The organism is Crocinitomix algicola (genome assembly GCF_001661595.2).
GTDB classification, from domain to species: domain Bacteria; phylum Bacteroidota; class Bacteroidia; order Flavobacteriales_D; family Crocinitomicaceae; genus Crocinitomix; species Crocinitomix algicola.
In genome coordinates, this window is the sequence record NZ_LYPF02000015.1 from 1 (window position 1) to 14,430 (window position 14,430).

General features: G+C 35.3%; 13 protein-coding genes and 1 tRNA gene. 8 read left to right on the plus strand and 6 right to left on the minus strand.

Features of this window, described 5'->3' with window-relative positions; genetic code table 11:
• Window positions 1-185: 185 nt before the first annotated feature.
• Window positions 186-258, minus strand: a tRNA-Met gene (locus A8143_RS08920).
• Between the two features lie 202 nt (window positions 259-460).
• Between A8143_RS08920 and A8143_RS08925 the strand changes: the two genes are divergently transcribed.
• Window positions 461-868: a toxin-antitoxin system YwqK family antitoxin gene (locus A8143_RS08925; RefSeq protein ID WP_139134315.1), complete on the plus strand. Its 408-nt coding sequence runs from the start codon at window positions 461-463 to the stop codon at window positions 866-868.
• Here A8143_RS08925 and A8143_RS08930 read toward each other — a convergent pair.
• From A8143_RS08930 to A8143_RS08940, 3 genes are all read right to left on the minus strand, one after another.
• Entirely contained in the window at window positions 858-2,186 is a 1,329-nt protein-coding gene (locus A8143_RS08930; RefSeq protein WP_083261302.1) for a mechanosensitive ion channel family protein, read from the minus strand. The two genes, A8143_RS08925 and A8143_RS08930, sit on opposite strands and share 11 nt — an antisense overlap.
• A gap of 90 nt (window positions 2,187-2,276) precedes the next feature.
• Window positions 2,277-3,842: a T9SS type A sorting domain-containing protein gene (locus tag A8143_RS08935; protein ID WP_070137853.1), complete on the minus strand. Its 1,566-nt coding sequence runs from the start codon at window positions 3,840-3,842 to the stop codon at window positions 2,277-2,279.
• A gap of 260 nt (window positions 3,843-4,102) precedes the next feature.
• Window positions 4,103-5,647, minus strand: coding sequence for a T9SS type A sorting domain-containing protein (locus A8143_RS08940; RefSeq protein WP_070137854.1), 1,545 nt, complete (start codon window positions 5,645-5,647; stop codon window positions 4,103-4,105).
• A gap of 163 nt (window positions 5,648-5,810) precedes the next feature.
• Between A8143_RS08940 and A8143_RS08945 the strand changes: the two genes are divergently transcribed.
• Window positions 5,811-6,368 (plus strand): CPBP family intramembrane glutamic endopeptidase, encoded by a 558-nt coding sequence (locus A8143_RS08945; protein WP_083261303.1) that lies wholly within the window; start codon window positions 5,811-5,813, stop codon window positions 6,366-6,368.
• Here the strand turns inward: A8143_RS08945 and A8143_RS08950 are convergent.
• Window positions 6,365-7,357 carry an AMP-binding protein gene (locus A8143_RS08950; RefSeq protein WP_070137856.1) on the minus strand — a complete coding sequence of 331 codons (993 nt, stop codon included), beginning with the start codon at window positions 7,355-7,357 and terminating at the stop codon, window positions 6,365-6,367. The two genes, A8143_RS08945 and A8143_RS08950, sit on opposite strands and share 4 nt — an antisense overlap.
• 56 nt (window positions 7,358-7,413) lie before the next feature.
• Between A8143_RS08950 and A8143_RS08955 the strand changes: the two genes are divergently transcribed.
• Window positions 7,414-7,866 (plus strand): thioredoxin family protein, encoded by a 453-nt coding sequence (locus tag A8143_RS08955; RefSeq protein WP_070137857.1) that lies wholly within the window; start codon window positions 7,414-7,416, stop codon window positions 7,864-7,866.
• 71 nt (window positions 7,867-7,937) lie between these two features.
• On the opposite strand, the gene A8143_RS08960 is transcribed toward A8143_RS08955, so the two are convergent.
• Window positions 7,938-9,203, minus strand: coding sequence for an aminotransferase class I/II-fold pyridoxal phosphate-dependent enzyme (locus A8143_RS08960; protein ID WP_070137858.1), 1,266 nt, complete (start codon window positions 9,201-9,203; stop codon window positions 7,938-7,940).
• Between the two features lie 175 nt (window positions 9,204-9,378).
• On the opposite strand from A8143_RS08960, the gene A8143_RS08965 reads away from it, so the two are divergent.
• The 5 genes from A8143_RS08965 to recN all read left to right on the plus strand — a co-directional run bounded on the left by A8143_RS08965 (window position 9,379) and on the right by recN (window position 14,428).
• The gene (locus A8143_RS08965) at window positions 9,379-10,209 is read left to right on the plus strand and encodes an outer membrane protein assembly factor BamD (RefSeq protein WP_070137859.1); all 831 of its coding nucleotides are present in this window, start codon (window positions 9,379-9,381) and stop codon (window positions 10,207-10,209) included.
• Window positions 10,210-10,244: 35 nt separating this feature from the next.
• Window positions 10,245-10,586, plus strand: a complete 342-nt coding sequence (locus A8143_RS08970) for a DNA-directed RNA polymerase subunit omega (RefSeq protein ID WP_394332107.1) — start codon at window positions 10,245-10,247, stop codon at window positions 10,584-10,586.
• Between the two features lie 6 nt (window positions 10,587-10,592).
• Window positions 10,593-11,792, plus strand: coding sequence for a bifunctional phosphopantothenoylcysteine decarboxylase/phosphopantothenate--cysteine ligase CoaBC (coaBC, locus tag A8143_RS08975; RefSeq protein WP_070137860.1), 1,200 nt, complete (start codon window positions 10,593-10,595; stop codon window positions 11,790-11,792).
• Window positions 11,789-12,697, plus strand: a complete 909-nt coding sequence (porD, locus tag A8143_RS08980) for a type IX secretion system protein PorD (protein WP_070137861.1) — start codon at window positions 11,789-11,791, stop codon at window positions 12,695-12,697. Before coaBC ends, porD begins: the two co-directional genes overlap by 4 nt.
• Before the next feature lie 69 nt (window positions 12,698-12,766).
• Window positions 12,767-14,428, plus strand: coding sequence for a DNA repair protein RecN (gene recN / locus A8143_RS08985; protein ID WP_070137862.1), 1,662 nt, complete (start codon window positions 12,767-12,769; stop codon window positions 14,426-14,428).
• Window positions 14,429-14,430: the final 2 nt, after the last annotated feature.

Consider the following 14,430-nt stretch of genomic DNA (forward strand, 5'->3'; position numbering starts at 1 on the left):
CCATTTTTTTTGCAAAGATAATTTTTTATTCCTGTTTGATTGAAAGAAAATAGTTTAAGTAATAATTATGTATCGATTGGAAATAAACTTAGTTCCTTAAAAATAAATACCCAGAATTTTTTACAGACATTAGGGGAAGTATAGCGCAAAAAAAAAGCTTGTCAAAATTGACAAGCTTTTCTTAGTAGCGGGGGCTGGACTCGAACCAACGACCTTCGGGTTATGAGCCCGACGAGCTACCAACTGCTCCACCCCGCAATATATCTTTTGCTATTTTTAATCTTTTTTGTCTCACGTTTGAGCGGTGCAAATATATGTAGTCTTTACTTTATAACCAAACAATCGTGAAAAAAAAGGAGATAATCTTTTAGCAAAAAATGTGATATAGCTTATGCTAAGCATGTTATGGAATTATTTTTTTATTCTGATTTTAATCATCAACATTGATTATTTTTGTGTTATGAGAAATAAAATCTTTCTTTTCGGTCTTGTGATAATTTTGATTGGTTGTGATGACGCGCCTAGCGATAAGGAAATTAATACAGCTGCTATTTGCGATTGTAAAGACCTTTTGTTTGATCAGGCCTACAGTAACTATTATCAGGAAACCCCTCGTGATGGATATACCGGACCATGTCAAGAATTATATGCCAACGGTCAACCATCGGTAGAAAAGAATTTGAAAAAGGGTAAATTGCACGGACTTTATAAATCCTATTATGAAAATGGTGAGTTAAAAGAACTGAAAGAGTTTGACATGAATTTTCAAGTGAATGACGGATATTTATTTGAAGAAAATGGTGACACCCTCTTTCACGGCAAATTCAAATACGGCAGACTTAAAGAAACTCTTATTCCTAAGCATTAGATTTTTCGACCAAATTTCGCATGTCTGATCCTGCAGGAGCCTCAAAGATTTCAAGTTCAAAATATTTAACAGCGGCCAATAGGTGATCGAAAACATCCGCAAGAACAGCTTCGTATTTATCCCACTCCTGTGTTTTTGTAAAGGCATATAATTGGATTGGGACACCTTTTTCGGTAGGTTCTAATTGGCGAACCATTAAGGTCATATCTTGGTTTATTTCCGATCGACTTTCTAAGTACTTTTTAATGTAGAATCGAAATATTCCAATATTCGTTTGATTTCGGCCATTGAGTAGTACAGATTTATTGATTTTATGCGATTGATTAAACTCTTCAATCTCTTTTTCTTTTTCATCTACATAAGAACGAATGAGTTCGATTTCGCCAATTTTGCTCAATAACTCAGGAGAACAATATTTAACCGATTGTATTTTAATATTGATCGCCCGCATTATTCTTCTTCCATCTGAATCCAGCATACCTCGCCAGTTTTTGAAAGAATCGGATATAAAGGAGTAAGTCGGTATAGTGGTAATGGTTTTATCAAAATTTTGAATTTTAACGGTTGCAAGATTAATTTCAACTACATCGCCATCCGCACCATATTTTTCCATAGTTACCCAATCCCCAATTCGAATCATATCATTCGCTGCCAACTGAATACTACCGACAAAACCTAAAATAGTGTCTTTAAATACCAAAACAAGTATGGCAGTCATTGCCCCCATAGAAGTCAAAATAACGATAGGGTTGACTTGAAAAGCAATCGAAATAATTAATATAATGACTAAACAAATGATTACAATTTTAACGAGTTGCACATATGACTCGATTGGTTTGTCCTTTAACCTCGGTTTCTCCATGAGGATATTTCTCAGGGCATTCAAAAATCTTAAAACAGCATATAGCGAAATAATAATGATAACTATGTCCGTTAACCTCAATAAAAGTCTAGATAAGTTTGGAAAATCATAAAATACGATTTCGATCATCATATCTAAAAACAAAAACGGAACCAAATGCGCTACAGCAGAAAAGAACCTTGTACTGACTAGGTAATCATCCCATTTGGTTTTGGATTTATCTGCTAACTGATGTAAAATCCCAATCAATATTTTACGTGTGAGCCACCACAGTATCCCGCTAAGAATTACAGCCAAAACAAATAATAGCAGGGAACGCATATAGACAATCGCATTTCCTGACATGCCCCAGCCACTAAGCAAATCATTCCACCAAGCTACAAAAGTTGATTTATTTTGACTGGTTAACAATCCTTCGGCAGCCTCTGACACCTCATCAATTTTAATCATATACATCCTGAATTAATTTACTACAAAGGTATAAGAATGAGAAAAAAATAAAGGGAGGCTCATCACCTCCCTTCTTAAAACTTCTTAAAATTTATTTTATTCAATAACCAAGAGTGTATTATGAACTTCACTATCCTTTGAAAGACTAAGAACATATGTACCAGATGCAAAACCCAAATCTAAATGCTCAACACCCTGTATATCATTCTCTTCATATACGATTCGTCCATCCATACTAAATATCTTAAGATCAAACCCTTGCTTACCTTCAACCGTAAATTGACCAGAATTTGGATTAGGATAGAATAAAACATCATCTTTTTGAGCCTTTTCTTCAATTCCTAAATAGTAAACACATGAATTATCCGGTTGCTCATCATAAAACGCTTGGATTTGCATTGCAACATCACTTAGAGCATCTCTGTTCTCATAATTATTCCCCCCTTGTGCATTAATTATAGCAAAATCATAACAAATCTCTTCTCCAGCTCCAAGTTCTTCTCCTTCTAATGCTAAAAACGACCTTCTATCTCCAGCCAGGTTCCCTTCGTTTTCTTCCGTCCATGCATCTTCTTCAGCAGGAATTGATTTACCATTGTACAAATAATTAGTTTCTAAATCCGTTGCCGTTGTATGTCCGTTACCTCCATAACGAAAAGGAGTTCCATTTTTCCATTTCGCATTCATATAATTCCAATAATCTAGTGGGACCACTGGAGCACCATATACACCAGGAGAAGATTCAAAATAACCGCCGACATTCATTTTTTTGTTTAACACTTTCACACCAACAGCAGGAGCATCTTCACCATATCCTCCTTCATCATTCATATCGCCGTTATATTGAAAAATCATATTATTGGTCGAATCACTGCCTACAAAATCATCTGAAGCATATCCAATATCGCCATCCATAAAAATTCCAGTGATAAAATTTGAATAACTCATCGTCCAACGATTAATCACTCTTAAGTTTAAAAAAGTGGTATTATTTATATCATCTTCAGACTCGTATTGATAAAACATAAAGTGTAATTCAAGTCCCATTGACTCACCTCCAGAATCAGTATGAATGCCAGCCCTATCGTTCATAATTAAATAAGCTGCATAATCACCACGAATAATCGGGTGCTCCCCTGTTTCCGGCTCATACAGCCCATCTCCATCCATGTCATAAAATGGCGCTAGATTTGATGCGAGTCCAATTCCAGCATCTCCATTACCTGGCCAATTTGCAATCCCATGGGGCATTTCGTAACCCACTTCACCAGCATGGCTATAGTGATAATCGATTTCGTCCTGCGAAACAAGGTAGACTTCATCTGCAAAAGGAACTTCGGGAGCTTCTGCAGTACCATCTGCCAAAATCGCTCCTGGATAAGTATCCCGACCTTCGTCCCCAGCCCCGTCGGCAGATAACCTTAAAACACCATCCGAACCATAACCTCCAAACCAAAATGACATGGAATATATTAAATGATTCAGACCGTCTTTTGGGAATTCGTAGCCCGCTGCACTCGATTCTTGATCATTAAAAAAAGTACCCGAATTAGAAATTGTAGCTCTTACATTGTTCCCTTCCAAAATTCCCGTGTCTATATCTTGTGCATTTATGATACCTGCGCCGATCAATGCACTTAATCCTAAATAAAGCTTCTTCATATTTTTTTGTTTTACGTTTACTCAAACTTATTAAAGAGAATTCAAAACTTCAACAGCTTAATAATCAATATAAATGAATATTATAGTTGTCTAAAAACACGATTAAAGGCTCACTATAAACGCAAGAATACTTTTTACGAGTAATCCCAAGTTATTTTTAAGACTTTTAAATGAACTTGCATACTCTCTAACAACATAACAGCCTAACAGACAGACATGTATACACAAGTATAAGAGCCTCAATAAAAGGTTAAGGAAGTTTACTGAATAATCAAAAGGGAATTATATTCTTCACCATCTTTTAACACACGAACTACGTAAGTACCTTTTGCCAAATCAAGCTCCAAATACTCTACCTCTTTCAAGCTTTTAGTTTGAAACATTATACGACCATCCATACTTAAAACTTCAAGATCAAACCCTTTTTTACCTTCAACTGTAAATTGACCATTACTGGGATTAGGGTAAATTGAAAAATTTGACTTATCGCGCTTTTTGATTCCAATCGTATTCATTTCACAATCATATCCAAAATCATCATAGAACGCCTTAACCTCGGCAGATAAATCAATCACACCTTGTACATTTTCTACAAAACTTCCTTCACGACTATAAACAACTGCATAATCAAAACACAGTTCATCTTGCGGCAATAGCACATCAATAGCATGAGACATTACACCTCTAACATCGTGTGGAGCATTACCATTTGCAAGTTCACTCCAACCTTCAGGGTTATTGGGATTACCATCATAAACATATGATATAATAGAATCCCCTCCAAAGCCTGCTCCGCCATAGGTAAAAGGATTTTCGTCTGGCCAATGTCCATTCATATAATTATAATAATCAAATTGATTGGATGGCATTCCTCTAGGCCCAACAAAAATATCCATTGGAGCAAAATAATCAACCTCTCTATTCAGTGAAACAACTCCAATTGCAGGCGGCTGAGCACCATAATCCTCATCTAAATCATCACCATTATAACCAAATGCAACATTATTTTCGACATTTACTCCCATAAAATCGTCAGTTGGGTCACCGATATCAGGATCCATAAATACCCCCGACCTGAAATCAAATAAAGTTTGTGTACTCCTGTTTATTAGTCGGTTATGAATAAATACAGTATTATTTAAATAGTCTTCATAGGCATACACATAAACCATTTGATGTACCTCGATACCAATTGGAGCACCACCGGTCTGAGAATGAAAATACAGTTTATCATTCATAATGGCATAACTCGCAAAGTCTCCTCTTATATCAGGATAATCTCCATTCTCAGGGTCATAGACACTATTATGATTAGCATCTATAAATGGTGCCAAATAGAAGTCCTGTTCCAAATCTACATCACCATGAGCTGGCCAATTTTCGATATTCGATGGCACTTCATAACCTGGCAAATCCCAATTTTCCTTATGAAAATCTATTTCGGTTTTCGAAGCTAAATATATCAAATCACTTCCTCCTTCTGGACTGGCCTCCGCCCCTCCTGTTGTTGATAAAGGACCTGGAAACAAATCAGAATGCGGAGTATAAGTCGTTCCTGAAAGTTTTAATTGATCAGCCCCGTCTAAACCTGCATACCAAAATGATAAATTAAATAATGTAAAAAGCCCTGAGTGCTTGGGGATTTCGTAGCCAGCATCTATTGCTGTCACGTCTTGAAACAACACCCCTGCGTTGGTGATTTTCGCACCTACATTATTAAATTCGTGCTGATAATTAGCTATTTGTCCAAAACTAGCATTACATAGGACCATCAATATTAATCCATTCAAATAAATCTTCTTCATATGATCTGTTTTAAGTTAACCCAAACATAAGAATGCCTTTACATACGGACAACAAATTAAATCTCAGTCTTGATAAATTTTATATCTATCTAAATAGAAAAGCAAAAAGTAGTTTTCTTTAATTCCAAAAATTCTTGGTTAACTTTAGCTGCTGAATCGTATTATGAATCTTCGCAAATTATTTTCTTCACTTGGCTTTATGGGGTTTGCAACCCTAGTATTGTTTCCGCTAATTGCTTGGCCAATTCTTTATTTCACAGAAACCCCCTATTTTTCAATCTTTCAATTAGACTTTGAGAATATCTTTTCAATTCCAACCTTTTTAGCTCTTGGAATTTTATTTGGTCTGTTCATGATTTGGTTGAGTGAACATCCTTATTTCAGCAATGATATTGAAGATTATAAGAAGTCTTTTTCCGGTTATAAAATTACAATTTGGTGGGCTATCTATCTTTCGATTTGCGCCGGTGTGGGGGAAGAAATCTTTTTTCGTGGTGCATTGCAACCTATATTTGGCATTTGGCTTACCTCTGTTTTTTTTGTTGCCATTCACACCTATTTTTCGTTTAAAAACTGGAAAAAGAATATTCTCGCAATTTTTCTTACAATGTTCATTGTTCTGCTAAGTTGGAGTGCCAAAAACGAATCACTTTGGCATGCGATTGCGGGACATTTTAGTTATGACTTAGTTTTACTTCTATACCTAAGAAAAGAAAATTAAAACAAAACTCGTTTAACTTTTCCTGTGGGAGTTTCTTTAAAAACTGGAACAAAATAGATTGATTTAGGCAATTCATATTTTGCCAAAAAAGGTTTTATCCTATCCGCTAAATCATCCATTTCTGGTCCCTCTACATATAAAATCAATTCTTCCCCAAACTTTTCACTTGGTCTGCCTATAAAATAAAATCGTCGATGCAAAAGTTCGTCAGCTATTTTTCGCTCTAAAGTTTCAGGAGACAATTTAATTCCGCCCGAATTAATAATATGATCTAAGCGACCTTTCCAAATAAAACGGCTATCATCCAAAAGTTCAACCCAGTCATTGGTTTCAAGTTTATTCGTAATAGCATTTTTCTCCAAAACAAGTCCATTATTTTTATTTGTTGTGACTTTAAAACCTGGTAAACAAGTATAATATTGGTGCTTTTCATTTATCGAACGGAGTGCAAAATGAGTGATGGTTTCTGTCATTCCAAAACTCGCAAAAGACTGATTATCACACCCAAGTAAACGTCGTTCCAAATCACGATTAATGGGAGCTCCACCGATTATTACATTCCTTATTTTATTAAAACGGGTTCTAGTTTGAGGATTATTTAATATCGCATCAACCTGGTAGGGAACAAAGGCCGCAAAATCAAGATCTTCAAAATCGAAATCGAGTAATGGGTTCCTTGAATTTGGAAGCACGTACAACTCCATATCGAACACAAGCGCTCTTACAATCATCAACTTACCAGCGATGTAATTGGGAGATAGATTTAATATCGTTTTTTGTCCAACTTTAAAATCAAAAAATTTTCCTGTTGCAAGTGCTGACTTTTTAACAGCACTCTTTTTTAACCTTATTGTTTTTGGGGTTCCTGTAGATCCCGATGTTTGAACAATTATTTCATCTTTATTAGAATTCCAATCTTTTACAAAATTTAATACATCTTGATGATATTGCTCTTCAATTCCTGTCGAGAAATGAATATTTTTATGCATTGGAATAAATTTTGCTTAAAATAAGTAAATAGTAAATACAAACTTGAAAATACATTATGAAAAAAGGAATTCAATTTGCGCTGTTTTTAACCGGACTTTTCTTTTTAACTTCTTTGAATACTCCATCCGTAATTTTGATAGAAAATGAAAGTGAACCAAGAATTAATTTTTTTGAAGGCGACTGGAACGCCGCTCTAGTCAAAGCGAAAAAAGAGGGGAAATTAATATTCGTTGATGCCTATGCCTCTTGGTGTGGTCCTTGTAAAATGATGGATCGAAAAACATTTAACGATGAAGCGGTTGCTCAATTTTTTAACGCAAAATTCATAAACTATAAAATGGATATGGAAAAGCATCCTGAAGGAGCTCGACTCGCTAAAAAATATAATTTAACCTTATATCCAACACTGTACTTCTTAGATCATAATGAAGAAATTATTCATTACGCCTTAGGTTATCATAAACCAAAACATCTTTTAGAGGTTGCTGATGAAGCGCTGAAAAAATAAAAACTTTACGATAAAAAAAAAAGACTGTCCGAATCGACAGTCTTTTTTTTATAATTTTATAACCTATAATTCTAGTTATCAGTATCCACTTTAGCTAAATCTTCTGCTTTATACTCGCCTGCTTTCAACCCTTCCTGAACTTTTTTGAACGTCTCAATTGTGTAATTCACATCCTCAATTGTGTGCACAGCTGTAGGAATTAAACGTAACATAATTACATCCTTTGGTACAACAGGATAAACAACAATCGAACAGAAAATATTATAATTCTCTCTTAAATCGAATGTAATATTTGTAGCTTCAGCTAAAGTTCCTTCTAAGAAAACTGGTGTAACCGCGGAATTAGTTCTACCTATGTTAAAACCAGCATCTCTCAAACCTGACTGAAGTGCTTTAGCTACTTTCCATAAATTTTCTTTATGCTTAGGTTGAGTTCTTAGGAGTTCTAATCTTTTTCTTGCTCCAACAACTAAAGGCATTGGTAAAGATTTTGCGAACATTTGAGAACGCATATTATATCGTAAGAATTCAATCACATCTTCAGTAGAGGAAATAAACGCCCCTATCGAAGCCATTGACTTTGCAAAAGTACCAAAATACACGTCAATACCATCTTGGCAACCTTGATGTTCACCAGTACCCATACCCGTTTCACCTAAAGTTCCAAAGCCATGCGCATCATCAACGAACAATCTAAATTCATATTTTCCAGATTTTCGATATTCAACGATTTCTTTTAATAAACCTTGATCACCTGCCATTCCAAACACACCTTCGGTAATTACAAGAATACCTCCACCCGTTTCTTCTACTAATTTTGTAGCACGCTCCATTTGTTTTTCGAAGCTTGCCATATCATTATGTTGGAAAACAAATCTTTTACCTGCATGTAAACGAACACCGTCAATAATACAAGCATGCGACTCACTATCATAAACAATTACATCCTTTCTATCAACTAAACAATCAATTGCAGAAAGCATACCTTGATAACCGAAGTTTAACAGGATTGTATCTTCTTTTTGCATGAAATCAGACAATTCATTTTCCAACGCTTCATGCTCGGAAGTTTGTCCTGTCATCATTCTTGCACCCATTGGGTAAGCTAATCCCCAATCTCTTGCAGCATCAGCATCTGCCTTTCTCACTTCAGGATCATTCCCTAATCCTAAATAATTATTTACACTCCAAACTAAACACTCTTTACCTCGGAACATCATTTTGTTCCCAATTTCTCCTTCTAGTTTTGGAAATGTAAAATATCCGTGCACTCCTTTTGCGTGTTGACCGATTGGTCCTCTATTCGCTTTAATCTTTTCAAATATATCTAATGCCATATTTTTGTTTTCTATACCGATGGGTCGGTACAAATTATGTTGCGAAATTATACTGAAAAATCAGATTTACCCAAAAAAACGGGAAATTTTATTCACATTTTGACGTTTACTCCGCATGTTTTCACTTTTGTTAACAAATCAAATCGTATCTTTGCGAGCGAATTAAATCATTTGAATGAGAAAAAAAATTGCCCCATTAATTGCGTTCTTTAGTATTCTAATTACACTTAGTTCTTGCTCTGAATATCAAAAACTAACGCGTAAAAAATCGGATGCAACACCTGATGAAAAAAAGGAAGCTGCTTATCGATATTATGACAAAGAGGATTATTTAAAGGCGGTTACCTTATTTGAAGATGTTATGTCATATTATACCCTAACATCTGAAGGAGAGAAAATGTACTTTACCTATTCAATGGCTAATTACAAAATGGGAGACTATTATCTCGCAGGGTATTATTTTAAGCGATTTATTCGAAAATATCCGAGCTCGAAGCACGCCGAAGAAGCCATGTTTTTAAGTGCTTTATGTTCGGTTAAAAATTCTCCAGAATTCAGTCTAGACCAAACAGAGACTTATAATGCACTTGATCAGTTACAAATTTTTGTCGATCAATATCCAAATTCTAACCGCATAGATTCTTGTAATACCATAATGGACGACTTGCGGGCAAAACTGGAAAAAAAACAATTTGAGTATGCCCAAATGTATTATCGCACAGAAGGATATAAATCGGCGGTTGTGGCATTAGAAGAAACGCTTGAAAAATATCCTGAGTCGGTTTACAAAGAAGAAATTTATTATTTACTTGTAATGAGTAATTATAAACTTGCCATTAACAGTGTAATTAATAAAAAAACCGAACGGTTAAACAATACCTTAAAAAGTTATCGTACATTTGTAGCCGCATTTCCCGAATCGAGCAAGTTACGTGAGTTGGAATCTGTTAAGAAAGATACAGAAAATGCTTTAGCTGCGATGAAAGAAGAAACAGTTGGTAACTAGGGAAGCGGAAAGACAATAAGAGAAAATACAAGGATATGAGTATTAATTATAAAAACACAAACGCTGAGCGTACGACAGTGACTCGTGATTTAGAAACGATTTCAACTGAATCTGGAAATATTTACGAATCCTTAATTGCCATTTCAAAGAGATCAAACCAGATCAGTAGTGAAATGCGTGAGGAATTGACGAGTAAGTTAGCTGAATTTGCTTCTAGTACTGACAATTTAGAAGAAATTTTTGAGAACAGAGAACAAATCGAAATCTCTAAGTTCTATGAGAGTTTGCCTAAACCTGTTGCCATTGCGATTCAAGAATATATCGAAGGTAAAGTGTACGTAAGAAACGCAAACGAAACTTCAGAAGAAACAAAATAATTCTTCATGCTTTCCGGAAAAAAAATCGTTTTAGGTGTAACCGGAAGTATTGCGGCGTATAAATCCGCCTATCTAATCAGAGCATTAATAAAATTAGAGGCAGAAGTCAAAGTAATTATGACTTCTGCCTCTTGTGATTTTATAGCGCCATTAACACTTGCCACGCTTTCAAAAAATCCGGTAGCAATTGATTTTATCAAAAATGATGAAGGCGAATGGGAGAACCATGTAGAATTAGGATTGTGGGCTGACCTGATGATTATTGCACCATGCTCCGCGAATACACTATCTAAATTAACGAGTGGAAACTGCGACAATTTACTTATTGCTACCTATTTAAGTGCGCGATGTCCTGTATGGATAGCTCCAGCCATGGATTTGGACATGTTCACTCACTTTAGCACAACTTCAAATTTAAATCTCTTGAAACAGAAAGGTGTTCGCGTTATTGAACCGACATCAGGAGAGTTAGCAAGCGGTCTTGAAGGCAAGGGACGAATGGAAGAACCCGAGGAAATTGCTACTTTGATCCATGATTTTTTCACACCAAAGTCTAATCTCAGAAATAAAACCGTACTGATAACTGGTGGTCCAACTTATGAGCCAATCGATCCTGTTCGTTTTATCGGCAATAATTCGAGCGGTAAAACCGGAGTATTATTGGCTGATGCTTGTGCGGAAAGAGGAGCAAACGTTATACTCGTAACTGGACCAACCAAACAAGTGGTTAAAAATGATTCAATTAGCATTATTTCTATTCGTACCGCAGAAGAAATGCTCACCGCTGTTCAGAAACATTGGGGTAATTCAGACGTTGGAATATTTTCAGCAGCTGTGAGCGATTATCGCCCCGAACATCCTGCTGATCAAAAAATTAAAAAGAAAACAGACCATTTGAGTTTAAACTTGATTAAAAATCCAGATATTTTATCTTGGGCAGGTAATCAAAAAAAAGAAAATCAATTTTTAACAGGATTCGCCTTGGAAACCAATAATGAAATTGAAAATGCAAGAGGCAAATTCATTCGCAAAAATCTCGATCTTTTAGTCCTAAATTCCCTAAGAGATGAAGGAGCTGGCTTTGGCTATGACACGAATAAAGTGAGCTTTCTTTTACATGACAATAAAATCATTAATTTTGAGTTAAAAGATAAGCGACAAGTTGTTGAAGATATTTTAGATCAAATAGAAGAGTACTTTAAATGAAAAAATTTCTAATGATAGTATGCCTGCTTTCAACTCAAACCTGGTTGATAGCGCAAGAACTGAATTGTCAAATCAGTATAATTCCCTCTCCCTCCCTTCAACTTGGTCCGGTAGAGAAAGAAACTTTCACTGAATTAGAGCAAACCATCTATGATTTCATGAATAACACAAAATGGACGAATGATATTTTTGAAATTGAGGAACGCATCAACTGCAATATTCTTATAACGGTTACAGACATACCTGCATCAACAACTTATTCCGGAAAAATTCAAATTCAATCAACTCGACCAGTTTACAATACAAGCTATAACACAACTGTTTTCAATCATGTTGACGCTGATTTTACAATCAACTATTTGAGAAACTCCGCAATCTTACCAATGAGTAACTACCAGTATCGCGATAACCTATCTGCTATATTATCCTTTTATGCGTATATGATTTTGGGGTATGATTACGATAGCTTTTCATTAAAAGGAGGAGACCAGTATTTTAAAGCTGCGCAACAAATTGCTAATAATGCAAAAAATTCTGGAGACGAAGGTTGGTCTGCGGCGGCTGGTAAAAAAAGAAACCGTTTTTGGATGGTTGATAATGTACTACAGCCAGTTTTTGAACCATTGAGAGACGCTTATTATGACTATCACCGAAAAGGCTTGGATAATATGTACACCGACCTAGTTGGAGGTCGAGCAACCATCTTAGAGGCATTGCAAGGTTTAGATAAAGTCCAACGTTCTCGTCCCGGCTCATTAAACCTTCAATTATTTTTAACCAGTAAAACCAACGAGTTAATCCAACTTTATTCTGGTGCCGAAATGAAAGAAAAAAATGCAGTTGTATCTATCTTAAAGAAATTAGACCCTGTTAATTCTTCAAAGTACCAAGAAATTTTAAATTAAGTCTTTCTAAAAAATTCTCGTTTCATCGTTAATTTCCGTATTTTTGAACGATAAAGATATGGTAATTATATGCTGAACCGTTTGGATATTTCTAACTATGCGTTAATCGAAAATGTTAACCTTAAATTCGATAAAGGCTTTACCTCTATAACCGGTGAAACTGGTGCTGGAAAATCAATTTTATTAAAAGCTCTCAATTTAGTTTTAGGTGAGCGGGCGGATACATCAATCCTTAAACAATCAGAGAAAAAATGCATTCTTGAAGCAGAGTTTGACATCAAGAATTATGATTTAAAAGGATTTTTTGAAGCCAATGAACTTGATTATGATGAGTTTTGTATCTTAAGGAGGGAAATGAGTTCAACCGGAAAATCTAGAGCCTTTATAAATGACACTCCGGTTCAAGTAGCACAGTTAAAGGCTTTGGGAGAGCATTTAATGTCAATTCACACCCAGCATCAAACACTTTCTATTCTCAGTTCAGACTTTCAAATGGATTTGGTTGATCATTTTGCTGGCCACATTGACCTCGTTAAAAATTACACCAAGAATTACAACCATTATCGACAAAATGTCAACGAGTTAATTGAGCTTCAGGTTAAAGAAAAAGAAAATCGTAAAGAGAAAGATTATACCACCTTTTTATTGGATGAGTTAGAAGCGGCCGAATTAGACAAATTAGATTTTGAAGAATTGAAATCTAAAGCGAATAAAATTGAGTATGCGGAGAAAATTCAAACCTCCATTAAATTTGCGCAATCAATTTTTGAAAATGAAAGCATTGCTCCAAGTATTGCTCTGAAAACATTAATTGAAACTTTTGATGATTTAAAAAAATATGATCCCCAATTCGCAGATATTTCAGCGCGTTTATGGAGCCTAAAAATTGAACTTGATGATATAGAATCTGAAGTGTCAAATGCGGATGATATCGATTTATTTTCGGAAGAAGACATTGTCATGATTCGGGAAAAACTAGAATCAGTTAATTCCTTGTTATTCAAACATAATTTAAACGAAATTGATGAACTGAAGAACCTTCAGACTTCTCTTCAAAAAGATTTAGAAGCTATTTCCAGTCTTGAAGAACGAATCGTAGCGCTTGAAAACAATATTAACACCCAGAAGCGAGAATTACATGAACTTGCCTTAAAAATTCGAAAGCAACGGTTAAACGCAATTCCAAAACTTGAAAAAGAGGTTAAAAATCGATTATCAAACTTGGCCATGCCAAATGCACGTTTGAAAATTAACCTGGTTGAAAAAGAAAAATTGACCAAACAAGGGTATGACCAAATCGACTTTTTATTCAATACGAATGTTGGGGGAGAATTTATCCCGTTAAAAAAGGCTGCTTCTGGGGGTGAACTTTCGCGATTGATGCTAACAGTATTATCTATCCTATCAGAAAAGAAAAAGCTACCTACATTAATTTTTGACGAAATTGACACAGGTGTTTCCGGAGAAGTTGCTACAAAAATAGCGAATGAATTTCAGTCCATGGGGAAGCAAATGCAAGTGATTGCGATTACACATTTGCCGCAAGTAGCCGCAAAAGGAAAACAACATTTACACGTCACCAAAACGATTAAAGGCAACAAAACTAGTACTTCCGTCGTCATACTTGAGCCAGAAGAACGAATTGAAATTGTTGCTGGCATGATTAGTGGAGAGGAAATCACTGCTGCTGCAAAAGAAAATGCAGAGAATTTATTGACCAATATATTCTAAAA